Consider the following 21,427-nt stretch of genomic DNA (forward strand, 5'->3'; position numbering starts at 1 on the left):
AAGAGGTAGCAGATGCAGATTGGATTTGTTGGGCTTGGCGCGGTGGTTGAAACCGCCTACCTGCCCGCACTACAAAATACCTTTGGTGATTCACTCCGCTGTCTGGGGTTTGATATCCAGCCCGCAAAGACCCTTGCTGGCATCACGCGATCTCCTGCGCTCGACGACCTCCTTGCCCGCCCCCTCGATACGCTTTTTATTACGACCTCATCACTACACCATCTGGATGTGCTTGAGCAGGCGCTGGCCTCCTCCATATCGAGGATTGTGGTCGAAAAACCGATTGTCGCCACGCTTGCCCAGGCTGAAAAACTGACATCGCTGCTGGCGAGGCCGGAGGCGGCCTCCCGCGTGCTGGCGCTCGATCACTGGATGGCGCGCATTCATCTGGTACGTCTGGGGCTGATCGGCTCCTTCTCTGACATCGTCAGGATCGAGGGCTTTTTGCAGGAGCCGAGTGGGTTTAACGCGGCGGGGGAACCTGTCGCGCTTAACTTTGCCACCGGCGAGCCGGATACCCGGACGCTTCGCCACCCGGATGGGGTGATCCTCGATATTGGCACGCACGTGCTGGCGATGATGCGCGAAACGGTGCGCTATCTGGGCGGTAGTGGCGATCTGGCCTTGCAGGTGGTGACCGCCAGAGATCGGCTGGGGCGCGATATCGCTAAAGGCGACCTGACCACCGCAGAAGGCGAGGCGCATCTGCAGGGTCAGATTAGCGGCGTGCCGGTGGATATCTGGCTCAATAAGTATGCCGGGCCGTCCGGCGGGCAGAAAGGGCTGCGGCTCTATCTGCGTGACGGCCGTATCCTCAGTCACGACCGGCGCGGGGCGGAAGATGTGCTGGAGCTGATCGAGGATGATAAGGTTCAGTCCTGGCGTTTTGGCGGCACGATTTACGCGCGCTGTCTGACGGAGCATATTCTGGGGGAACAGAGCCTGTTTGAACGTGACCCGCAGGAGGTGAGCCGCACAACGCAGCGCAGGCTGGAGGAAGTGACATGCCTGCTGACATTACAGCAACAGCTGCGTGGCCCCCACTGAGCGCATCGTGTTAAAATCAACACCGTACTGAATATCCTTCAAAGGAGTCATCATGTCGATTACCTGCCCGGATTGCCATGCGGAGATTGAACCGCAAAACGGCGTGGCGCATTGCGAGAATTGCCACAAGGATATCGCTCTGGAAGCGCGCTGTCCTGAGTGCCATAAGCCGCTTGAGGTGTTAAAAGCCTGCGGTGCGGTGGACTATTTCTGTCAGAACGGCCACGGCCTGATCTCGAAAAAGCGCGTTGAGTTCGTCCTGCCCGGCGCTTAATCGCAGACGCAGTCTTCGCCCTTACGCCACAAATCCACCAGCGAGGGCGGGGCTTCCTGTTCCGGCACCAACAGAATCACGTCGGTATACTGCGCCTGGTTGTGCCGGGTCCAGATGATCTGGATGCGAAAATAGCGCTGATCCCCGCGCCCCGGCGATGACGCCTGGCCAGGCGGCTGGCCGAGGTTCAGCGCCTGGTCGAGGATCGCTACCACCCGCTGGCGCTGCTGCTCGTTCAGTTCCGAGAGGGCGATACGCCGCAGGCCGCTCAGCTTAGGAATAAAAGCGACGCCGCCCTCGCGGGCCAGCTCAACCACAGCGTCATCCGTCAGTTCCGGGATCTGCATTTATAGTACTCCTGTGCTCTTCCAGGCCTGTTCAATGGCTGCCGCCACGTCGCCACCGGCGCGTTTCTCTCCGTGATAGATGGTCAGCCGTGCAAAGGCGGCAAAATCCGCGTCCTGCGCCAGGTTGCGATCGCACACCGTATCGTACCAGGCGTAGCCAGCCTTTTCCCAGGCATAGCCCCCAATGGCGGTGGCCGCCAGGTAAAAGGCCCGGTTAGGGATGCCGGAGTTCAGATGAACGCCGCCATTGTCCTCACGGGTTTTAATGAAATCATCCATATGCCCCGGCTGCGGATCTTTGCCCAGCAACGGATCGTCGTAGGCGCTGCCCGGCTCGGACATGGAGCGCAGAGCCTTGCCGTTAACGCCCTCTGCCAGCAGGCCTTCGCCAATCAGCCAGTCGGCCTTATCGGCGGTTTGCTTAAGGTGATATTGCTTCACCAGCGCGCCGAACACGTCTGATAACGACTCGTTCAGCGCCCCGGACTGTTCAAAGTAGATAAGCCCGGCTTCCGTCTCGGTGACGCCGTGGCTCAGTTCGTGGGCGACCACGTCGATGGCGATGGTAAAGCGGTTAAAAATCTCACCGTCCCCGTCGCCAAACACCATCTGCTGCCCGTTCCAGAAGGCGTTCTGATACTCCCGGCCATAATGCACGGTACCGGTGAGGATCAGCCCTTTGTTATCGAGGGAGTCACGCTGATAGTTCTTCCAGAAAAAATCATGGGTGATGCCCAGATAATCGTAGGCTTCGTCCACCGCCACGTCGCCGTTAGAGCGCTGCCCCTCATAGCGCACCTGGGTGCCCGGCAGCTCCTGGGTCTGCCTGGCGTCGTAAATGTCCCGCTCCAGCTGCCCGGGTCTGTTTACGTGCGGCGCGACGGGTTTGCCCGGCATGTGGGCCATCAGCGTCTGGACATGGGTCAGGGTCTGGCGGGCGCAGCGCTGCTGCGGCTCAGAGCCGCTCTCGATAATACGGCGAAGGATATAGGGCGGGATCACGCTATAGGTTCGGGTCATGCGTCTCTCCTGTTATGGCAATGCCGAAAAAAGCAACAACGTAAGTGTATGCCATCGCGGCAAAATGACAGGCAAGTCGGACAAATCTCGGGGCGAAAAAGTGGCGCACCCGGCGCACAGGGTTTAGGTTTTAACGACCCAACGCGAGGAACGGCATGAAGAAAAACCTGGCTCTGGCCATCACAGGATTTACCTTGATCGCTATCACCTATGGGATGGCGCGCTTTTCATGGGGCATCATGTTGCCGGATATCCGGCAGGCTATCCCTTTCTCGCCGCAGGCCGCGGGCCTGATTGCCGCCTGCAGCTACGGGGCCTATTGCCTGTCGGTTTTTTTCGCCTCGTCTCTCACTGAGCGCTTCGGGCCGCGCTTGCCGGCGGTTCTGGCGGCCTTATCGGCGGCGGCCGGGCTGCTGATTCTGGCGTTCGCCCCTTCGCCGCCGGTGCTGGCCGCGGGCCTGTTCATTGCTGGCCTCAGTTCGGGGCTGGCGTCTCCCGCCCTGGCAGGGGCCGTAAGCGTCGGGGTTAACCCCGAGCGGCAAACTCAGGTGAACACCATTATCAACGCCGGGACCAGCGGCGGCATTATTCTGTCGGTGCCGGTGCTGTTTTTTGTACCGGGCGGCTGGCGGGTTGCCTGCGCGATCTTTGCCCTGCTGGCATTAGTCTCTCTTCTTCCCGTCTGGCGCTATCTGCCCCAAGCGGGAAGGGCGGGCGAAGCGGTACCGGGCTGGCGCAGCCTGATGCATAAACCGGGGATGATTCGGCTCTCCGCTATTGCGCTGGTCAGCGGCATCGCCAGCGCCGCCTGGTGGAGCTTTGGCCCTGAGCTTTTGCAGCGCCATACCGGGCTGGATGACGCCGCCACCAACATCCTGTGGCTGGTGAGCGGCGGGGCAGGGGTGGCCGCCGTGTTTACCGGCAGCCTGGCGAAACGCATCGGCATGCGCGGGGTTTATCGCGGATCGCAGATCTTTATGGCGGGGTCGCTGATTGCCCTGGCCTTCAGCAAGGGCTTTGCCTGGTGGCTGGTGCCGGTGGTGGCGATGAGCGGGGCGGGTTATGTGATTTTATCCGGCGTGCTGCTGGTTCAGGGGGCGCGGGTCGCGGAGCCTTCGCCTGCGGCCGGGGTCAGCATTGCTTTTCTGATGCTGGCGGTCGGGCAGATTATCGGCTCGGTGCTCTTTGGCCAGCTGTATGGATTTGTCGGCGCGGCGTGGGCGCTGCTGGCCTTCTCCGCGCTATCGCTGGCGATGCTGGCGGTGATGCCCGACGCCCGGAATTAATCGCGTCAGGCCTTTTTGCGGGCGCGGGTTTTCCTGGCTGGCGTCACGCCTTTCACTTCGCTTTCCACCCAGCCGTCTGACAGGCGGGTAGTAAGCACATCCCCCGCTTTAACCTGTTTCGTCTGCTTCAGCACTTTGCCGTCGGTGACGGTGGTGACGCTGTAGCCGCGCGCCAGAGTTGAGAGCGGGCTGACGGCTTCCAGGTGGGTGACCGCGTTACCAAAACGTTCGCGGGTGCTGCTCATGCGGGCACGCAGATTCTCCGCAAGGCGATACTCCAGCTGCTGAATGCGGGTTTGTGCGCGATAAATACGCGGCTGCGGGTTGTGCTGGTTCAGGCGCTGGGTAACGCGCTGCTGGCGCTGCACCGCCCGTTTAAGCTGACTCTCTACCGCCACGTTCATCCGCTGGCGCAGACGCTCCAGCACGGTTTGCTGGCGCGCCAGACGCAGTTGCGGGTGCTGCTGCTGCAGACGATGATGAAGCTGGGTAAAGCGGCGGGTGCGGTTGGCGAGGAAATAGTCCATCGCCATCTCCAGGCGCTGCTGGCCGTTTTGCAGCTGGCGCAGCAGCTCAAGCTGGTTACGGCTCACCATCTCTGCCGCAGCGGACGGCGTCGGTGCCCGCAGGTCGGCGACAAAATCGGCGATAGTGACGTCGGTTTCGTGTCCGACGGCGCTCACTACCGGGATCCGGCTGGCAAAAATTGCCCGCGCCACGCGTTCGTCGTTAAAGCTCCAGAGATCTTCCAGAGAGCCACCGCCGCGCCCGACAATCAGCACATCACACTCCTGACGGGCGTTAGCAAGCTCAATGGCGCGGACAATCTGCCCCGGCGCATCGTCGCCCTGCACCGCGGTCGGATAGATAACGACCGGCAGGGAAGGGTCGCGGCGTTTCAGGACGTGCAGAATGTCATGCAGCGCGGCGCCGGTTTTCGAGGTGATCACCCCCACACAGTGGGCGGGCGAGGGGAGCGGTTGTTTGTACTGCTGATCGAACAAACCCTCAGCGGAAAGCGCGGCTTTCAGCTGCTCATATTTTTGCTGAAGAAGCCCTTCACCCGCAGGCTGCATGCTCTCAACGATAATCTGATAATCACCGCGCGGCTCGTACAGCGTGATACTGGCGCGAACCAGCACCTGCTGCCCGTGCTGCGGACGGAAGGTCACCCGACGGTTGCTGTTGCGGAACATCGCGCAGCGCACCTGGGCGGTATTGTCCTTCAGGGTGAAGTACCAGTGACCGGACGCCGGCTGGGTGAAATTGGAGATCTCCCCGCTGATCCACACCTGGCCTATTTCCTGCTCAAGCAGCAAGCGGACCGTCTGATTCAGGCGGCTGACGGTATAAATTGAGGGGGATTGGGAGGATAACATGTGAGCGGGATCAAATTCTAAATCAGCAGGTTATTCAGTCGATAGTAACCTGATAAGAGGCAATCGCAAGCATTATTTATAAAAAAGTGTGGATGCAATCGGTTACGCTCTGTATAATGCCACGGCAATATTTAACCACCCAGGTCAGAGATATTGCCCATGCTACGTATCGCTAAAGAAGCACTGACGTTTGACGACGTCCTCCTCGTTCCCGCTCATTCCACCGTTCTGCCGAATACTGCCGACCTCAGCACGCAGTTAACCAAGACCATTCGCCTGAACATTCCTATGCTCTCCGCGGCAATGGACACCGTGACTGAAGCGCGCCTGGCTATCGCCCTGGCTCAGGAAGGCGGCATTGGCTTTATTCATAAAAACATGTCTATCGAGCGTCAGGCGGAAGAAGTTCGCCGCGTGAAGAAGCATGAATCTGGCATCGTTACCGACCCACAAACCGTTCTGCCAACCACCACCCTGCGCGAAGTGAAAGAGCTGACCGAGCGTAACGGCTTTGCTGGCTATCCGGTTGTCACCTCCGATAACGAACTGGTGGGCATCATCACTGGCCGTGACGTGCGTTTCGTCACCGACCTGAACCAGCCAGTCAGCGTTTATATGACCCCGAAAGAGCGTCTGGTTACCGTGCGTGAAGGCGAATCCCGCGACGTGGTCTTCGCCAAAATGCACGAAAAACGCGTTGAAAAAGCGCTGGTTGTGGACGACAGCTTCCACCTGCGCGGCATGATCACCGTTAAAGACTTCCAGAAAGCAGAACGTAAACCGAACGCCTGTAAAGACGAGCATGGCCGTCTGCGCGTTGGCGCGGCGGTGGGCGCTGGTGCGGGCAACGAAGAGCGTGTTGACGCACTGGTTGCGGCGGGCGTTGATGTGCTGCTGATCGACTCCTCTCATGGCCACTCCGAAGGCGTGCTCCAGCGTATTCGTGAGACCCGTGCAAAATACCCTGACCTGCAGATCATCGGCGGTAATGTGGCAACCGGCGCGGGCGCGCGTGCCCTGGCTGAAGCTGGCTGTAGCGCAGTGAAAGTGGGTATCGGCCCAGGCTCCATCTGTACCACCCGTATCGTCACCGGCGTGGGCGTTCCGCAGATCACCGCCGTATCCGACGCGGTTGAAGCGCTGGAAGGTACTGGTATTCCGGTTATCGCTGACGGCGGTATCCGTTTCTCTGGCGATATCGCGAAAGCGATCGCGGCCGGTGCGGCAGCGGTAATGGTGGGCTCCATGCTGGCCGGTACCGAAGAGTCCCCGGGCGAAATCGAACTGTTCCAGGGCCGTTCTTACAAATCTTACCGTGGGATGGGCTCTCTGGGCGCGATGTCCAAAGGCTCCTCCGACCGCTACTTCCAGACCGATAACGCTGCCGACAAACTGGTGCCGGAAGGTATCGAAGGCCGCGTGGCCTATAAAGGCTACCTGAAAGAGATCATCCACCAGCAGATGGGCGGCCTGCGCTCCTGTATGGGCCTGACCGGCTGTGGTACTATCGACCTGTTACGTACCAAAGCGGAATTTGTGCGTATCAGCGGTGCGGGTATCCAGGAAAGTCACGTTCACGACGTGACCATCACCAAAGAGTCCCCGAACTACCGCATGGGCTCCTGATAAATTTCCACGCCCGGCTATAAGCCGGGCGATTTTGTTTCACTTGCCTCGGAATTAGCGTCAATGACGGAAAATATTCATAAACATCGCATTCTCATTCTGGATTTCGGTTCGCAGTACACTCAGCTGGTGGCACGTCGCGTACGTGAGCTGGGCGTTTACTGTGAACTGTGGGCGTGGGATGTCACGGAAGCACAGATTCGCGAATTCAACCCAAGCGGTATCATTCTCTCCGGCGGCCCGGAAAGCACCACCGAAGAGAACAGCCCGCGCGCGCCGCAGTATGTATTCGAAGCCGGTGTGCCGGTATTCGGCGTCTGCTACGGCATGCAGACCATGGCGATGCAGCTGGGTGGCCATGTAGAGGGCTCCAACGAGCGTGAGTTCGGCTATGCACAGGTTGAAGTACAGACCGACAGCGCCCTGATCCGCGGTATCGAAGACTCCCTGACCGCCGACGGCAAAGCGCTGCTCGACGTCTGGATGAGCCACGGCGACAAAGTCACCGCTATCCCGTCCGACTTCGTGACCGTTGCCAGCACCGAGAGCTGTCCGTTTGCCATCATGGCGAACGAAGAGAAGCGCTTCTACGGCGTGCAGTTCCACCCGGAAGTGACCCACACCCGTCAGGGTATGCGCATGCTGGAGCGCTTTGTTCGCGATATCTGCCAGTGTGAAGCGCTGTGGACGCCAGCAAAAATCATCGATGACGCCGTGGAACGTATCCGCCAGCAGGTAGGTGACGACAAAGTGATCCTCGGCCTGTCCGGCGGCGTTGACTCCTCCGTGACCGCGATGCTGCTGCACCGCGCTATCGGTAAAAACCTGACCTGTGTCTTCGTCGACAACGGTCTGCTGCGCCTGAACGAAGCCCAGCAGGTGATGGACATGTTCGGTGACCACTTCGGCCTGAACATCGTTCACGTGGAAGGTGAGCAGCGCTTCCTCGACGCGCTGGCGGGTGAAAACGATCCGGAAGCCAAACGTAAAATCATTGGCCGCGTCTTCGTGGAAGTGTTCGACGAAGAAGCGCTGAAGCTGGAGGACGTGAAGTGGCTGGCGCAGGGCACCATCTACCCTGACGTGATCGAATCCGCGGCATCCGCCACCGGTAAAGCACACGTCATCAAATCTCACCACAACGTGGGCGGCCTGCCGAAAGAGATGAAGATGGGTCTGGTTGAACCGCTGCGCGAGCTGTTCAAAGACGAAGTGCGTAAGATCGGTCTGGAGCTGGGTCTGCCGTACGACATGCTCTACCGTCACCCGTTCCCGGGTCCGGGTCTGGGCGTGCGTGTGCTGGGCGAAGTGAAGAAAGAGTACTGCGACCTGCTGCGTCGTGCCGATGCGATCTTCATCGAAGAGCTGCACAAAGCTGATTTGTACAACAAAGTGAGCCAGGCGTTCACCGTCTTCCTGCCGGTTCGCTCTGTCGGCGTAATGGGCGATGGCCGTAAGTACGACTGGGTTGTCTCCCTGCGTGCGGTAGAGACCATCGACTTTATGACTGCCCACTGGGCGCACCTGCCGTATGACTTCCTGGGCCGCGTATCCAACCGCATCATCAACGAAGTGAACGGTATTTCCCGCGTGGTGTATGACATCAGCGGTAAGCCACCAGCGACGATTGAGTGGGAATGATGTATAGCTAATTCATAGCGCATCATACCTATTCAGGATCATCATCAACCCTCTGTTTTTACAGAGGGTTTTTGTTTATATCTACTCATATCTATTCACTCTACACCATATTTTTCGTCGGTACGGATGACGGTATTACCTGAAAGGTATACTCTCGTACCGATAAAATCATGGACGCGTTACGGGTGAATTGTGCTTACCGATACCAAACTAAAAAACCTCAAGCCGCAGGACAAACTCTATAAAGTTTCTGACCGCGACGGGCTGTATGTTGCCGTGCTCACGTCAGGCTCTGTCTCGTTCCGGTACGACTACCGCATCAACGGGCGCCGGGAAACGCTGGTGATCGGCCAGTATGGTCGTGACGGTATAAGCCTGGCGGAAGCGCGCGAAGAACTGATAAACGCCAAAAAGCTCCTGAAGGCAGGCCAGTCGCCAGCTGCGGCGAAACGCGACGGTATTAAAAAGATCCGCGGGGCCGAGACATTCGCGGTACATACCGACGCCTACATGAAGCACGTCACTCTGGCCGACAGCACCCGGGCAATGAAGCAGTCAGTTATTGACCGGGATATTCTACCGGTGCTGGGAAACAAAATGATGGCTGAGATCACCACAGGCGTAGTACGGGACCTGTGCGATCGGATTGTTGCAAGAGGCGGCCGTTCTACTGCGGTGCAGGCCAGGGAGATAATCAGCAGCATCTACCGTTACGCCAATGACCGCGGACATGGCCTGTTTAATCCAGCGGCAGACATCAAACCTTCTTCGATCGCCATCTTCAAACCGCGCGAACGCACGCTTAGCCCTGAAGAGATCGGCGTGTTCTTCCGTGCACTGAATGACTTTAGCGCGATGGGTACTCTTAAGATGGCCCTGAAATTAGTGCTGCTGACCCTGGTGCGTAAAAGCGAATTCACCCTCGCGACATGGCCAGAGGTGGACTTCAAGAAATCTACATGGACGATACCAGCAGACAGGATGAAGGCCGGGCGGGAGCACGTCATTTACCTGTCCAGGCAGGCCCATGATCTTCTGGTCGGCCTTCAGATGTGCGCCGGCGGCAGTGAATACCTCGTCCCAGGTCGCTACAGCTTCAGGAAGCCCTTATCGAACGCCGCGCTGAACTCTCTGATAGACAGAACTGTGGCCGAAATTAACAAGGATGGTGAGAAGATTCAGGATTTCACGGTGCACGACCTGCGCCGGACGGCCAGCACCCTGCTGCATGAGGCCGATTATCCTTCCGACTGGATAGAGAAAGCCCAGGCTCATGAGCAGAAGGGTGTGCGCGCGGTGTACAACAAGGCGGAGTATGCCCGGCAGCGTACTTACATGCTGCAGCAATGGGCCGATATGGTTGATGCCTGGATAGCAGGGGAGCACACCGATCTGGTGCCGTTCTCCCCTTCGAAGTTTGAGAGGTGGATGGAAGGTCAGAGTTAGTCAACCAAGTACCCATTGATTACCAGCATGGACCTGAAATTTGCAACTGGTATCAGGCAATAATAAGTTGGTGACAACTTCACCGTTATCAACATAGTAATAATTACTGTCGGTAACGTTATTTATAAGAAGCGCCTCTCTTTCTCGGGAGGGAATTGAATCCAGTATTTTCTTTGCCTTTTTGCTTATGGGTCGAAAGTCTGGATCTACACCCGCTAAGCGTGCGGCAGCAAAGTTGTGGTGCCCATCCATTATGATTGTGTACTGAACGCCACGCAGAACAATCGGGTAGACGTTAACAATGAAACGTCTATATCTGATCGCTCTGTCGTTAACTTCTTCCATATCAAGATAACGTTGGCTACTTATCAATTTCCCCTGAATCATGCTGCACGCTCCCGGCCCTGTTTGTCTGTTGGTGATAGCGGTGCACTTTTTAGTGCATTGCTAAATCCTTTAATTTCCACCGCATATCCAGGGTGCAACTGCACCGCCGGTCCAATACTTTGATTCCCCCAGTGATCCCAGCCTGGCGCGCCGCAGCGGCTGAACAGTTCGATTCGAGGGACATCTCCGTAAAGCAGCTCCAGGCGGTGGCGGACTTCCCACGGTTTTTCACTGTGGGCACCGAGCGGACTGTATACCACCTGCTTGATGCCAGCGTTTAGCCTCTCCAGTCCGTTGCCGCAGGTGGCGATCAGCAGATCCTCTGTGTTCGCCCGGGTGTGGTTCCCGCCGTTCATTCGTGTCTCGGCGTTAAGCAAGTCGAGGAAGTCGTAAAAATCTGCCACCTCACCCTCTGCCAGCGCTTTGTTGATGCGGCCCTCAGCCAGTTGGTTCAGCTTCACCCAGGTGAATCCCTTCATGGTGCGCACGGTAAAGCCCCACGCCTCGGCCAGTTCGATGGCCTCTTCGTTATGCGTGCCGGTGTACCACATCGCCAGCACGGCGTTTTCAGCGGCCAGTTCCCAGACTGGCAGGCGTTTAATATCGATCAACTTCATGGTTCCGTAGTGGTTTTCTGCGGCGCCGTTGCTGACTGTGTTGCCGTAAGACCAAGGCGGATCTGCATAGATAAGTGAGTATTTTCCAGTCATATAAATTAAACCTCGAAAGCCAGTTGCGGAGTGAACAGGTCGCGCTCTGCGTCGTAGTTCAGCGAACTGGCGGAGTTGTAAGATTCAATGCGTTCAACCAGCACTGCAGCGCGAGTCTCTTTGCTGGCCGGCGCATAGGCTGATTTATCCCACGCCTTGTTAATGCCGATATTTCTGGCGACGTTTGTACTATCAGCTGACGATAACGGCACCTGCATAAAGAGATCCTTGTTCAGCATGCGGAGGCCATGCAGTTTTGTTATTGGATAGCCATTACTGTCAACAACATGGCGAATCATATCGCGCAACTTAGCGGCACAATCCTTTGGCCTTTTTGCGTCATACTCACCCATTGAGCCAATGCATACGCGTGGGAACTCATGGCAGAGGCGGATAAAGCGAGACTCTGGTTCGTTGAAGTGATACACCGGCGCGCCAACTACTTTTCCGTGCGGCCATTCAGCGATTAACGCGTCGTTTTCTTCACTGGTACCGCCGATTACGTCCGGGATTACAGCGAAGGCGAAGCGCGGGTGATTCATCCACTGGGCAACAAAGTCGTAATATTCGCTCCAGTTGACCACGCGGTTTTTCGTCCAGAAGCTGAACGCGCCGTTATCAAGCGCGAAAGACTGAGTGACCTCGCTGGCAAGCTTGAGTTGACCGGGATTGGCGAAGCTGATGAAAGCGTGTCGGCCTTTCCATGCTTTCAGCGCACACGTGTCGGGGGTTATGGGTCCACCATGGAAATGAATCACGCCGCCACCTTTTTGCTGTTCAGGTGCTCAGCAATGCGCTGAGCCTTTAATGGATTTTTGATAACCTGCCCGTCTGGTGACAGCCACCCGCGGCGCAGCATTGAATAACGCCGTGTGACGCTGCCGACGGTGATGCCGTCATGCGGGTTAGTCATAAACCACCCCACGGCATCCGATCCCGCTGTATTCCCCCTGGCGAGTGTGATTACTCCAGGTGATGCACTGCTGGCGGCGTATCGCGATACGGGCACGCTCAACTTCACCGCTGGCCACATCCATGCACTGGAGCCAGAGGCGGGCGGCGACGCGGTAATGGCCGCGTTTCTCCCGCTCAATGGCGCGCTGCTCGATCTCCATTGCTTCCGGGGTGATCGCGACAACCTTTCCATTGCTGCGCTGAGAAACTTTGTTCATGTGGTACTTTTCAAGCCGGGTTAACTTTTTCATCTGAGTCAGCCTTCTCAACTGATTACCGCCGCCACCCACATCAGGTAGGCGACAACGGCAAGACACAGGTAAACATCTGCCCATCGTGCGATGTGCTTATTGAGCCGCTTCATGCGGCGTTACTCACCGGGCGGTATTTCCGCAGTTCAACCGGCGGCTTTTTTCCGGTGTAAACCTCCGGGCTTTCCGCTTTGCGCTTGTCGAGCCACTGCTCAATCTCTTCCTGCGTCCATGCGCAGCGGCGGTCGGTGATATACCAGCGCTTTGGAAACTCGCCAGCGGCTTCCAGGCGTTCGATCGTGCTCCATGACAGTGGCACCACCGCCAGGAGTTCCTTCTTACCTAATGCACCTTTCATATAAACCTCTCTTGGTTACAGGTGTGGCGCCGCAGCGCCACGGTGGTGTTATGCGAACTCAGGACGCATATCGTTAAGGGTCGTCATGAAGCCCTGGTGGTATTCTTCACCGAGCTTTTCTGCAATCGAGTTGATCTCATCCTCAGCGCGTTTGAACATCAATTTGGCGTCTGCTGACGATGAATCCAGGCTATTAAGGATCGCGCTGACATACTCACGCGCTTCTTCGCGATCGGAATCCGAAACGACTGCCAGGCTCTGCTGTTCATCATCGACGACTGAATACTCGCCGGTGATAACGGCGGCGTTATCCTGGCTCAGGCCAGCTTCAGCACGCTCATCCATAACGACGGCTTTTTGCAGCTCAATGGAGACAGGCAAATATTTGAAGAGGCGGCGGATCACCGTCTTTTTTGCCATTTCGTCAAAGTGGTCAACCCATGGGCCGCTGCTGCCGGCCTTGCTCAGGGCCCTAACTTTTTCGACGTCTGCGCGACTCATGACCTCAAACTGGACACCGCCATCTTTCAGGCGGGCGACTGAGTAAACATGGGTCAACTCTCCCCGATCCCCTGTCTCACACGGCGCATGTTCCAGCGTTTCTTCAAGCCCGTATGAGTAGCTGAATTTGTCGTTTGCATGGACGGTACGCGCCGAAATGCTCAGGATCTGGCCGGAACGGCGTGCAAGGTCGATCATCCCGCGATAACCGATAATCAGTTGTGCTTCAGTCGAAACTGTTTTCCATGCGCCGTTCACTTTCTGGCGCTTATCGAACGGGATCAGGTAGGCGTGACCCAGCGCACCACCAGGTTCGAGGCCAAGCTGAGCGCACTGCATGATTGCGCCGAGGAAGCTGGCCTGGTCGCAGGCTGCCAGTTTTGGTACCTTGCGGATCTCAGTGGTTGCAATGCGCGCCAGTCGATCAGCGGTCATATGCTTTGGAAGCGCCAGGGCCATCTGTGCTTTGATTTTTGGGTCAGCAAGAAGGCCAGCCAGTGTGGTTGGTTTCTCTCCATGATGGGCTACTTGTTGGCCGGTGGCCGCTGCTTTGAGTGCGTTGGTAGACATAATTTCTCCTTACTTAAATCTGAATACGCGCGATTTAGACGCAGTTTTAAATTTCTCGAATAGTCCTGGGTGCGCCACCTGAAAGGACTGCTGATCGAATCGATTACTGACCTGCGTTTTCCATGTGCAGATCGGCTTACCATCCAGCGTCAGAATTGAATGCTCCTGCATGTAAAGCTTCAGCTTCTCTTCCGATACAGCTATTTCCTCTTCCAGTTCTTTGAATCGTGATTTCATGTCACGCAGATCATTGAAGAGCGTTAATGCCTTGCCATCAGCTTCTATGCTGGTTCCCGCGTCTTTATCGAACATCATGTAAATGTCGCTGACGCTGGTTGCATCTGGCGGGTTAAGGTTGACGACGCGATCCCAGAAGGCGACTTCTTTTTCCAGGATGGCCTGTATGGTTTCTTCGTCGCGCTCGACCCGGTAGATACGGAAGTCATCACCACCGATGAGAACGCCGAACACACACACCTTCTTACCTGTCACCATCATTCCGTGCATGGCTTGGGCGGTGTAATGCACAGGAATTTCATCCGTCTGCACCTCCCCCCATTCCTTCGCCTTAAAAGGGCTGACAGTCTTGATCTCAATGTTTTCACCGCTGACAGCTTCTGCATCGATCTCGGCGGCGATGAAGTCATAATCCCTGTGGATGTAACGGTTCCCGCGGTGGATTATTTCCAGCCCAGTCTCTTCAGCCAGCAAGTCGATAACGTATGGCTCCATGCGTTGACCGCGGGTGAAAACCTTTTGCTTGGTCAAATCGATCGGCTTTTCTCGTGGCTGCACTTTGTCGAGATAAACCTCAAGAGGTGTGCGCCATGGGCTTATGCCGAGGATCCCGGCGACATCACTGCCGCCGAGGTATTTCGTTCTGTCCATGCTGCCAACGTTCTGATTCATGCCGCATCCCTGCCGCTGTCGATTTTGTCGGCCAGATCCATCCGGGCGATGACGCCAGTGAGTTCGCGTCTGAAGCTGTCCATCAGTTCTTCAAACTCTTCACTCTCCTGAGCAACGCGCAGCACATCAGCCCGGACGCCCATGCGGATCAGAGCGCGGTTGAAGGATTCATCCATCCCGGCGCCGTTGGTTGCTTCGATCAGCTCAACGTGACGGTCGTACAGCTGCTCACTTAAGGAGAAATCGCGGTCGAAGTTGACCATGATTTTTTTAAGGTTCATCACCTGATTTGTGTTCACTTGCTCACCCCCATATCCGTTTCAGTTTTTGCTGCCAGCTTGGTCACGAAGGCCCAGGTAATGGCTTCGCCCAGGGTGCGTACCTTGGTGCTCATAAGCCCGCACGCCGTTACGCAGTACCAACCGTTGATAACTTTCCACTGCATGATTTGTTCACCTCAGTGTTACCGTTGAGGTAATGATTATCCGTATATGGTTTGAAGTCAATAGCTATGATTGCAAAAAATTACCTGTCAGGTAATTATTGTGCCCATAAAAAAAGCCGCTCAATGGCGGCTTTGTTGTTAAATATTAGATATTTAGTCTTGTTTTTCTGCGTTCTGATTAATCACAAACTGGATGTAGCTCTGAACCTTCTCTTTTTCGCTTTCAGGTAACGATGCAAACTTTGCCCGGTCATAGAGTATGGTTGCCGGATCCTGAGGATGGATAAGCAATTCGTAACCATGGCGGCCGAACGCGGCGGCAAGCGTTTCAAGTGTGGCAATAGATACGCTGACTTCGTTATTCAGCATGCGGTTGATTGTGGCCTGGGCGATCCCTGACGCCCGGTGAAGCTTACCCTGCGATGACAGGTCACGGCTCTCCCTCATCCAGCGCTCAAGGTTTTGAGCTGCCAGCAAACCGATATCGCTCGGGCCTACAGGTGAATACCCCTCTTGTGAAAGAGAGTGGTCGATATCCAGCCAGTTTCTTGGCTTGTTCGCGGCAGCTTCTATTTTCCTTGCTACCTGGTCGCCAATAACTTTTTTACCCAGCACCCAGCGGTTAACAAGATTGGCCGGGGTCTCCATTCTTTCCGCAAGACGTGTCTGCACGCCGTTGAACTCACGATTGATAAGTTCACTTAAATTGTTTATGCGGATTTCCTGAATGCTTTTCATGCTGTGGTAATTCGCTCCAAATAAGAATCATTTATGGGTTCAATTTAAAGCGAAATTACCTCACAGGTAAATGCACCTGACGGGTAACAATCCTTGATTTTTGTTACCTGATGGGTGAATATTTATTATCTGAAATTAATATCAGGCAATAGTTATGAGCGACAACGAAAAGTTTGATTTCAAGAAGCACTGGCTTGATCTCACCCCTGATGAGCGTAAAGCCTTTGCGGAAGAGGCCGGAACGACAAGTAATTACATTCAGACGCACTTAACTGGCCGTCGAAAAATGCCGGGTAAAGTGTTGATGGAAAAGCTATTTAAGGCGTGTAAAGTGCGCGGGTGGGTCAGAACTAAGCCTGAGTTGGTTATCTTCTTCCATTCCTGACACTCCTACATAAACCCCATTAGGCCGCCGCCTGGCGGTCTTTTCATATCTATTCGTACCTCTCAGGTAATTATTATCCATATATGGTTGATCTTTTTTTGTTCCTGACTAAAAATCACCGTAATAGTAAACGTTAATGAGGTTACGGAATGGACATTATCACTCGCCTTGACGCTGCAAAGGCAGGACTGAAGCGTTATTACACCGGCAAAAAGTGCAAACATGGTCATGACAGCGAGCGTTACGTTTATAACGGTCACTGCGTTACATGTGCCATCAATAGCAGCCTGCGCCGCCAGGCAGAAATTAAGCAGCTCATGGCCGAAGCCAGCCTGCAACACTCAAGCTGACGACGGGTATTAACCATGAGCAGACACGCTACAGAGTGGGCATGGAAAACCAACCCAGGCAGCTCATCACTGAAACTTATCCTGCTCTCTATGGCTGATCGGGCCGATGAATACAACCTCTGCTATCCAAGCATCGAACGCCTCGTAGTAGATACCAGCCTGAATAAAAAAACCGTTCAGGCCGGGCTGATCTCGCTCATTGCTTTAGGGCTTATTTCCGACACCGGGGAGAGAAAAGGGGCAACCAGAAGGGTCAGGGTTTTCTCTTTAAACATACCCAAAAACGGTAATGTTCCCGAAAAAGGGAATATACCCAAAAACGGGAAGTTGAATGATCCCAAAAACGGGAAGTTGAATGATCCCAAAAACGGGATGCAGAACCTATCAGTTAACCAGTCATATAACCAAGAGAAGGAGAACAGCGTAGAAACCGGGGTTTTCATGCCTCCAGAACCCGCCGCAAACAACGCCGTGATCGATAACTTTGCTCCTCCTGGTGGGCTGGGTCAGTTCGGGAAATTTTGCATGCATGAGTCGTGGTCCCCGTCTGATGATTTTATCCGGGTGTCATCGCTGCAGGGTATTCACCTGGATTGCCAGCCGACACCTCAGGAACTGGCTGAATTCAGAATTTACTGGATGGCCGAGGGCAAGGCATTCCACCACGCCCAATGGGAGCAAAAACTTGCCAGACGTCTGCAGGTCAGCAGGCAGAACAAACTTACCTCACCTGAAAACAACGTACCGCACTGGAACAGTCCAGAGGCGTGGGAGGAATTCCTGTGAATAACGTCTTTAGCGCCATCCAGAACCGAGACGGGGATGCATTAGCCCGCCTGACCGGCTCTGACCGCCAGTATGCTGGCAATGACAACGTGGTTAACATCACAGCAGAGCGCCTTGTAGACGCGCTGTTTAAGCAGCTCAAGCAGCTCTTCCCGGCAGCTGAACAGACCAACCTGAAAACGCCTGCGCAGGAGACTGCCGCAAAGCAGCAGTGGATCGCCGCGTTCGCCGAGGGTGGCATCCGTACCAGGGAGCAGGTATCGGCAGGCATGCGCCACGCACGCGCCAGCGAATCACCGTTCTGGCCGTCGCCCGGGCAGTTCATCAAGTGGTGCAAGGACAGCAAGATGGTGCTGGGGATCAGCCTTGAGGACGTTATGGGGGAGTTTCACCGGTACGCCCGCGAGAAGAGCATGCAGCCAGGCGGACCTGAACACTTCCCGTGGCGCCACCCGGTCATGTACTGGATTGTGTGCGATACCCGGCGCGCGATGTACCAGCGCCAGCTGAGCGAGGCAGAAGTCGAGAAGCACGCGCGAAAGCTCCTGGATGAATGGGCGTCGAAGGTGGCGGCCGGTCACCAGATCCCAGACCCGGTGCTGAGCATCCAGGCAAAGCCGGAGCCTATAACCACGCCACCTGACACCGGCGGGAACGCCTACCACCCGCCAGGGCGAAGTTTCGGATGTATGCCGAACGCCGCCACCCTGGGAGGGATAACCCCGGCGCAGTGGCTGATGGAGGAATACAGGCGAGGGAAGGCGGCAGGAATCATCAAGTAATACCCGGCGCGACAGCGCATTTTTTTACGCCTGTATAATTACCTATCAGGTAACAAAATATGAGCATAAATATTGATTTTAATCCGTATGTGGGATTTAATTACCTGAGAGGTAAATTATGTCATCGATTTTAGGGATTGACCCAGGATGCAGTGGTGCGCTGGTGATGATTACAGCGCGAGGCACTTACATCGATCACATGGACATGCCAACCATCAAGGTAGGTACAAAGTCCAGAGTAAACGGCGCAGCGATATCCGCATGGCTGAAGAAGTTTCATATCAGCCACGCATATCTGGAGCAGGTCGGCGCAATGCCAGGGCAGGGCACAGCCAGCATGTTCACCTTCGGGCACGCAGCTGGCGTAGCTGAGGGGATCCTCCAGGGGCTCAACATCCCGTACACGCTGGTTACGCCGCAGGCATGGAAGAAGTCAGCCGGGCTGATCGGTAGCGATAAAGACGCGGCGCGCAGCCGGGCAATTCAGCTTTACCCGGAACTCCGGGCGCTGGATGCCAAAGCGAAAGGCCAGGCTCTCGCAGATGCGCTGTTAATCGCAAGGCACGGCGCTGGCGTTAATCGATGATCCTTTTTGATATCAAAGTAATCAATAACTTAAACGGGTAAGCGGGGGTAAATATGGACACTATTCAACGAGCGCCTGGCAGCAGTCAGGAGCGGGAGAGCAGAAGTATGAGCAAGGTAAGAAATTTCGGCTGGAATCGCCTGAAACTGGCGACCCTGTCGTTCGAACAGCTCAACGAGCTTGAGGAGCAGGTGAAGCAGGAGCACGCCTGCAAAGACGGCATCCACATGTACGACAAGGCAGGCCGCAACAAGCTCGATGCTCTGAGCTGGGCCGTATACAACAAGCAGAAGCAGGGAGCAGCCCAATGAGCAACATCAACAAACAGGAGCTGCGTGAAGTTGCACAACAATGCTCTGCGCAGGAACCGTTAAGGATTGTCGAGTACCACGGGAAAATGTGCCTGCGTAACAGTGGTGGGATTGTGTTCACCGTTCTGCGCGACAGTTCATTCCCTGAATATTCCTCGGAGAACGAGAATTACGCTCGGCTCGCAGAGTTATCGACTCCGGACACCATGCTGGCGCTACTGGATGAGCTGGAAGCCGCAGAGAAGCGCATCGCTGAGCTGGAAACTCGGGGACTGGTAGCCGCTGGAATCATCACTAAGGTTGGGGAGTAGGGATATGGCTGAATTTACGAAAGAGCAGTTGATTGCAGAGGTGCGCTACAACCTTGAGCATTGCTTCTGCTCTGAAAAAACAAAGCGCCTTATGGAAATTGCACTGGCAGCGCTGACGGCTGAGCCTGTGGCGCACTTGGTATGCAATGGGCGGCTTTATCAAGATCGCGCATTTTTATCTTTTTCTACCGCACAGATTTCTGTGAAAGACAGAAACGACGGCGCGGAAATCAAGCCACTCTACCGCCTGCCACTGCTGGAGGGATTTAAATGATGGAATTTACCAAAGAGCGTTTAGAACTATTTATCAACAAACCGCTTGAGTACGGATTAACTCGCGGCGAACAGATGGAAATGGCCCGCCAGTTGCTCGCCAGCATGGAGCAGGAGCCGGTGGCGTGGCGCTGGAGATGGTCAGACGATGCTGAAGGTTGTTGGCGATACACAGAAGAAAATAGGGAAACGAGGGGTAGCGTAACAGCTCAGCCGCTCTACGCAGCGCCACAGTTACCGCAGCCAGCTGTGTTATCAGCGTCTGAGGGTGTGCTTAAAAGCCTCTTACCCGATGTTGAGAAGTCCGAGTTCTGGTTTGAGCATAATGGGAAAATCTTTTTTGAAGGTGTTAGGTTTAACAATGCGGTATTTGAAGCCTGCCGCGCCGCCATGCTTCAGGGTGCCGAACCTGTAAGCCAGACCTACGCGTTGCGTGATGGCCTGGAAGCAATCCGCAAACTGGGCCCAATCGACGCCGGGAAGATTCAGGCAGAGCGAGATGCTCTGAACGAGCCTGTGCAGGGCTGGATTCCGTGCAGTGAGCGGATGCCGGAAGAAATTGGACGCTACTGGTGCTACGTCGAAGAGCAGAACTGCCTGGGCAAATCTCACTACCAGTGGAACTGCTCATGGAATGGCGGCCGGTGGTGGGTTGAAAGTGAAAATGGCGGCCGGGTAACCCACTGGATGCCACTTCCATCAGCACCGCAGCAGCAGGTGACGCCGTGAGCAAGTCCGAAGCGTTGAAGTATGCCATGGTTATTGGATTTGGCGTCGCTGCGGGGATTCATCTGTACGTAGCCTGGGCGTCACTACTGGAAATTGCATGGGGTACGATTCAGGGAGTATTCAGCCATGCCCAGTAAACTCAAACAGCGGCGCGTGCGCCGCCTTAAAGCCGATGTCGAATGGTGGCGAGCAGAAGCCAGCGACCTGTACGCCCGCGTCATGGAGCAGGCCGACGAGATAGCCGAACTGCGCCGCACGGTGATCAGAGTGCCTATGCCGGTGATGGTTCCCGCAGAGATTATCCGAGAAATCAACGTGCAGGCGGCGTTTGCCAGGGGGATCGAACGTTATGGTGATACCATGCAGGAACTGGCGAAGAAGGAGGTGGGGTGATGTCAGATATTGCCGTATACCGCAATGAAGCGGATAACTGCGTTGTCATGAAAGATGGCGAAAAGGTTTTCACGTTCACGCCAGAGCAGTGGTCAGTTATCTGCATGGCTGCCAACGCCGATATGGAGAACCGCCTCTACGCGCTCATCCACGGTGAAACCCTTCGCCTGGAACGCGAGCGAAAGTGGAAAGAGAATCGGGAAAAGGTGCTTAATAGAAATGGCTAAATCCGCAGCAGAACGCAAAGCAGCGCAGCGGGCACGCCAGGCTGAATCCGGTAACCGCAAACTGGAAGTGCTGCTCGACGCGCAGGAACTGGCAATGCTCGAACAGAACTGCGCCGCCCGGCGCCCTGGTCGTGCGCCGTATGAGATGGGTGAATACATCGCGATGCTTATCCGTCAGGATGATGCGCGGGTGCGCGGCCGCATCAAAGCCATCAGCGCAAACCGCTGCGGAAAGTGCGGCGACAGCCTGCCGGTGAACTCCTGCCCGTGCCAGGGAGATTCGCAGTGCTGGGCGTCAAACGGCTGGCACGAAACAAAATTATCTCTGTGACATGTCACGATAGATTGACTTAATCCTCATGTGATTATACTGTTCATATATACAGTATTTTCATGTGAGGTTCC

At 55.7% G+C, this 21,427-nt stretch carries 33 protein-coding genes; 19 read left to right on the forward strand and 14 right to left on the reverse strand.

Features of this window, described 5'->3' with window-relative positions; genetic code table 11:
- Window positions 1-12: 12 nt before the first annotated feature.
- Together DVA43_RS00610 and DVA43_RS00615 are read left to right on the forward strand one after the other, a co-directional pair.
- Window positions 13-1,047 carry a Gfo/Idh/MocA family oxidoreductase gene (locus DVA43_RS00610; protein WP_114314241.1) on the forward strand — a complete coding sequence of 345 codons (1,035 nt, stop codon included), beginning with the start codon at window positions 13-15 and terminating at the stop codon, window positions 1,045-1,047.
- 52 nt (window positions 1,048-1,099) lie between these two features.
- Window positions 1,100-1,321 (forward strand): zinc ribbon domain-containing protein, encoded by a 222-nt coding sequence (locus DVA43_RS00615; protein WP_114314242.1) that lies wholly within the window; start codon window positions 1,100-1,102, stop codon window positions 1,319-1,321.
- On the opposite strand, the gene DVA43_RS00620 is transcribed toward DVA43_RS00615, so the two are convergent.
- Both DVA43_RS00620 and DVA43_RS00625 read right to left on the reverse strand, forming a co-directional pair.
- Window positions 1,318-1,668 carry a protealysin inhibitor emfourin gene (locus DVA43_RS00620; protein ID WP_103824635.1) on the reverse strand — a complete coding sequence of 117 codons (351 nt, stop codon included), beginning with the start codon at window positions 1,666-1,668 and terminating at the stop codon, window positions 1,318-1,320. The two genes, DVA43_RS00615 and DVA43_RS00620, sit on opposite strands and share 4 nt — an antisense overlap.
- The gene (locus DVA43_RS00625; RefSeq protein WP_103180701.1) at window positions 1,669-2,688 is read right to left on the reverse strand and encodes a M4 family metallopeptidase; all 1,020 of its coding nucleotides are present in this window, start codon (window positions 2,686-2,688) and stop codon (window positions 1,669-1,671) included.
- Window positions 2,689-2,843: 155 nt separating this feature from the next.
- Between DVA43_RS00625 and DVA43_RS00630 the strand changes: the two genes are divergently transcribed.
- Window positions 2,844-3,974 carry an MFS transporter gene (locus DVA43_RS00630; protein WP_114314243.1) on the forward strand — a complete coding sequence of 377 codons (1,131 nt, stop codon included), beginning with the start codon at window positions 2,844-2,846 and terminating at the stop codon, window positions 3,972-3,974.
- Between the two features lie 5 nt (window positions 3,975-3,979).
- Here the strand turns inward: DVA43_RS00630 and xseA are convergent, their stop codons facing one another.
- Window positions 3,980-5,353 (reverse strand): exodeoxyribonuclease VII large subunit, encoded by a 1,374-nt coding sequence (xseA, locus tag DVA43_RS00635; RefSeq protein WP_114314244.1) that lies wholly within the window; start codon window positions 5,351-5,353, stop codon window positions 3,980-3,982.
- A gap of 159 nt (window positions 5,354-5,512) precedes the next feature.
- Between xseA and guaB the strand changes: the two genes are divergently transcribed.
- The 3 genes from guaB to DVA43_RS00650 all read left to right on the forward strand — a co-directional run bounded on the left by guaB (window position 5,513) and on the right by DVA43_RS00650 (window position 10,066).
- Window positions 5,513-6,979 (forward strand): IMP dehydrogenase, encoded by a 1,467-nt coding sequence (gene guaB, locus DVA43_RS00640; RefSeq protein WP_114314245.1) that lies wholly within the window; start codon window positions 5,513-5,515, stop codon window positions 6,977-6,979.
- A 63-nt stretch (window positions 6,980-7,042) separates the two neighbouring features.
- Window positions 7,043-8,620, forward strand: a complete 1,578-nt coding sequence (gene guaA, locus DVA43_RS00645; protein ID WP_114314246.1) for a glutamine-hydrolyzing GMP synthase — start codon at window positions 7,043-7,045, stop codon at window positions 8,618-8,620.
- 192 nt (window positions 8,621-8,812) lie between these two features.
- Window positions 8,813-10,066 (forward strand): site-specific integrase, encoded by a 1,254-nt coding sequence (locus tag DVA43_RS00650; protein ID WP_114314247.1) that lies wholly within the window; start codon window positions 8,813-8,815, stop codon window positions 10,064-10,066.
- On the opposite strand, the gene DVA43_RS00655 is transcribed toward DVA43_RS00650, so the two are convergent.
- The 11 genes from DVA43_RS00655 to DVA43_RS00700 all read right to left on the reverse strand — a co-directional run bounded on the left by DVA43_RS00655 (window position 10,067) and on the right by DVA43_RS00700 (window position 15,889).
- Window positions 10,067-10,453: a ParB/RepB/Spo0J family partition protein gene (locus DVA43_RS00655; protein ID WP_114314248.1), complete on the reverse strand. Its 387-nt coding sequence runs from the start codon at window positions 10,451-10,453 to the stop codon at window positions 10,067-10,069. It lies immediately after the preceding gene.
- The gene (locus DVA43_RS00660) at window positions 10,450-11,163 is read right to left on the reverse strand and encodes an MT-A70 family methyltransferase (protein ID WP_114314249.1); all 714 of its coding nucleotides are present in this window, start codon (window positions 11,161-11,163) and stop codon (window positions 10,450-10,452) included. The genes DVA43_RS00655 and DVA43_RS00660 overlap by 4 nt, the downstream gene beginning before the upstream one ends.
- Before the next feature lie 5 nt (window positions 11,164-11,168).
- Window positions 11,169-11,921 carry a hypothetical protein gene (locus DVA43_RS00665; RefSeq protein ID WP_114314250.1) on the reverse strand — a complete coding sequence of 251 codons (753 nt, stop codon included), beginning with the start codon at window positions 11,919-11,921 and terminating at the stop codon, window positions 11,169-11,171.
- Entirely contained in the window at window positions 11,918-12,076 is a 159-nt protein-coding gene (locus DVA43_RS00670) for a DUF1317 family protein (RefSeq protein ID WP_114314251.1), read from the reverse strand. Before DVA43_RS00670 ends, DVA43_RS00665 begins: the two co-directional genes overlap by 4 nt.
- Window positions 12,069-12,368, reverse strand: coding sequence for a PerC family transcriptional regulator (locus tag DVA43_RS00675; RefSeq protein WP_114314252.1), 300 nt, complete (start codon window positions 12,366-12,368; stop codon window positions 12,069-12,071). Before DVA43_RS00675 ends, DVA43_RS00670 begins: the two co-directional genes overlap by 8 nt.
- Before the next feature lie 109 nt (window positions 12,369-12,477).
- Window positions 12,478-12,726 carry an AlpA family transcriptional regulator gene (locus tag DVA43_RS00680; RefSeq protein ID WP_114314253.1) on the reverse strand — a complete coding sequence of 83 codons (249 nt, stop codon included), beginning with the start codon at window positions 12,724-12,726 and terminating at the stop codon, window positions 12,478-12,480.
- A gap of 48 nt (window positions 12,727-12,774) precedes the next feature.
- The gene (gene recT / locus DVA43_RS00685) at window positions 12,775-13,797 is read right to left on the reverse strand and encodes a recombination protein RecT (protein ID WP_114314254.1); all 1,023 of its coding nucleotides are present in this window, start codon (window positions 13,795-13,797) and stop codon (window positions 12,775-12,777) included.
- Between the two features lie 9 nt (window positions 13,798-13,806).
- Window positions 13,807-14,706 (reverse strand): YqaJ viral recombinase family protein, encoded by a 900-nt coding sequence (locus DVA43_RS00690; RefSeq protein WP_114314255.1) that lies wholly within the window; start codon window positions 14,704-14,706, stop codon window positions 13,807-13,809.
- Window positions 14,703-15,005, reverse strand: coding sequence for a hypothetical protein (locus DVA43_RS00695; RefSeq protein WP_246842255.1), 303 nt, complete (start codon window positions 15,003-15,005; stop codon window positions 14,703-14,705). Before DVA43_RS00695 ends, DVA43_RS00690 begins: the two co-directional genes overlap by 4 nt.
- Window positions 15,002-15,151, reverse strand: coding sequence for a hypothetical protein (locus DVA43_RS24645; protein WP_168194630.1), 150 nt, complete (start codon window positions 15,149-15,151; stop codon window positions 15,002-15,004). Before DVA43_RS24645 ends, DVA43_RS00695 begins: the two co-directional genes overlap by 4 nt.
- Before the next feature lie 153 nt (window positions 15,152-15,304).
- The gene (locus DVA43_RS00700; RefSeq protein ID WP_114314256.1) at window positions 15,305-15,889 is read right to left on the reverse strand and encodes a helix-turn-helix transcriptional regulator; all 585 of its coding nucleotides are present in this window, start codon (window positions 15,887-15,889) and stop codon (window positions 15,305-15,307) included.
- A gap of 154 nt (window positions 15,890-16,043) precedes the next feature.
- On the opposite strand from DVA43_RS00700, the gene DVA43_RS00705 reads away from it, so the two are divergent.
- The 13 genes from DVA43_RS00705 (at window position 16,044) to DVA43_RS00760 (ending at window position 21,353) form a co-directional block, all read left to right on the forward strand.
- Window positions 16,044-16,274: a hypothetical protein gene (locus tag DVA43_RS00705; protein WP_114314257.1), complete on the forward strand. Its 231-nt coding sequence runs from the start codon at window positions 16,044-16,046 to the stop codon at window positions 16,272-16,274.
- Window positions 16,275-16,423: 149 nt separating this feature from the next.
- Window positions 16,424-16,624, forward strand: coding sequence for a hypothetical protein (locus tag DVA43_RS00710; protein WP_114314258.1), 201 nt, complete (start codon window positions 16,424-16,426; stop codon window positions 16,622-16,624).
- Window positions 16,625-16,639: 15 nt separating this feature from the next.
- Window positions 16,640-17,410: a DnaT-like ssDNA-binding domain-containing protein gene (locus DVA43_RS00715; RefSeq protein ID WP_114314259.1), complete on the forward strand. Its 771-nt coding sequence runs from the start codon at window positions 16,640-16,642 to the stop codon at window positions 17,408-17,410.
- A complete protein-coding gene (locus tag DVA43_RS00720) occupies window positions 17,407-18,192 on the forward strand; it encodes a replication protein P (RefSeq protein WP_114314260.1) in 786 nt (261 codons plus the stop codon). Before DVA43_RS00715 ends, DVA43_RS00720 begins: the two co-directional genes overlap by 4 nt.
- A 118-nt stretch (window positions 18,193-18,310) precedes the next feature.
- A complete protein-coding gene (locus tag DVA43_RS00725; protein ID WP_114314261.1) occupies window positions 18,311-18,778 on the forward strand; it encodes a crossover junction endodeoxyribonuclease RuvC in 468 nt (155 codons plus the stop codon).
- 107 nt (window positions 18,779-18,885) lie between these two features.
- Entirely contained in the window at window positions 18,886-19,089 is a 204-nt protein-coding gene (locus DVA43_RS00730) for a hypothetical protein (RefSeq protein WP_114314262.1), read from the forward strand.
- Window positions 19,086-19,400 carry an ead/Ea22-like family protein gene (locus DVA43_RS00735; protein ID WP_210406692.1) on the forward strand — a complete coding sequence of 105 codons (315 nt, stop codon included), beginning with the start codon at window positions 19,086-19,088 and terminating at the stop codon, window positions 19,398-19,400. The genes DVA43_RS00730 and DVA43_RS00735 overlap by 4 nt, the downstream gene beginning before the upstream one ends.
- 4 nt (window positions 19,401-19,404) lie before the next feature.
- Entirely contained in the window at window positions 19,405-19,674 is a 270-nt protein-coding gene (locus DVA43_RS00740; protein ID WP_114314263.1) for a hypothetical protein, read from the forward strand.
- Window positions 19,671-20,402, forward strand: a complete 732-nt coding sequence (locus tag DVA43_RS00745) for a DUF551 domain-containing protein (RefSeq protein ID WP_114314264.1) — start codon at window positions 19,671-19,673, stop codon at window positions 20,400-20,402. Before DVA43_RS00740 ends, DVA43_RS00745 begins: the two co-directional genes overlap by 4 nt.
- Entirely contained in the window at window positions 20,399-20,539 is a 141-nt protein-coding gene (locus DVA43_RS24650; protein ID WP_168194631.1) for a hypothetical protein, read from the forward strand. The genes DVA43_RS00745 and DVA43_RS24650 overlap by 4 nt, the downstream gene beginning before the upstream one ends.
- Window positions 20,529-20,795: a hypothetical protein gene (locus tag DVA43_RS00750; protein ID WP_210406693.1), complete on the forward strand. Its 267-nt coding sequence runs from the start codon at window positions 20,529-20,531 to the stop codon at window positions 20,793-20,795. The genes DVA43_RS24650 and DVA43_RS00750 overlap by 11 nt, the downstream gene beginning before the upstream one ends.
- Window positions 20,795-21,022 (forward strand): hypothetical protein, encoded by a 228-nt coding sequence (locus DVA43_RS00755; protein ID WP_114314265.1) that lies wholly within the window; start codon window positions 20,795-20,797, stop codon window positions 21,020-21,022. Before DVA43_RS00750 ends, DVA43_RS00755 begins: the two co-directional genes overlap by 1 nt.
- Window positions 21,015-21,353: a hypothetical protein gene (locus DVA43_RS00760; protein ID WP_114314266.1), complete on the forward strand. Its 339-nt coding sequence runs from the start codon at window positions 21,015-21,017 to the stop codon at window positions 21,351-21,353. Before DVA43_RS00755 ends, DVA43_RS00760 begins: the two co-directional genes overlap by 8 nt.
- Window positions 21,354-21,427 lie beyond the last annotated feature (74 nt).

The sequence above is a fragment of the Leclercia sp. W6 genome, from assembly GCF_003336345.1.
Taxonomy (GTDB): domain Bacteria; phylum Pseudomonadota; class Gammaproteobacteria; order Enterobacterales; family Enterobacteriaceae; genus Enterobacter.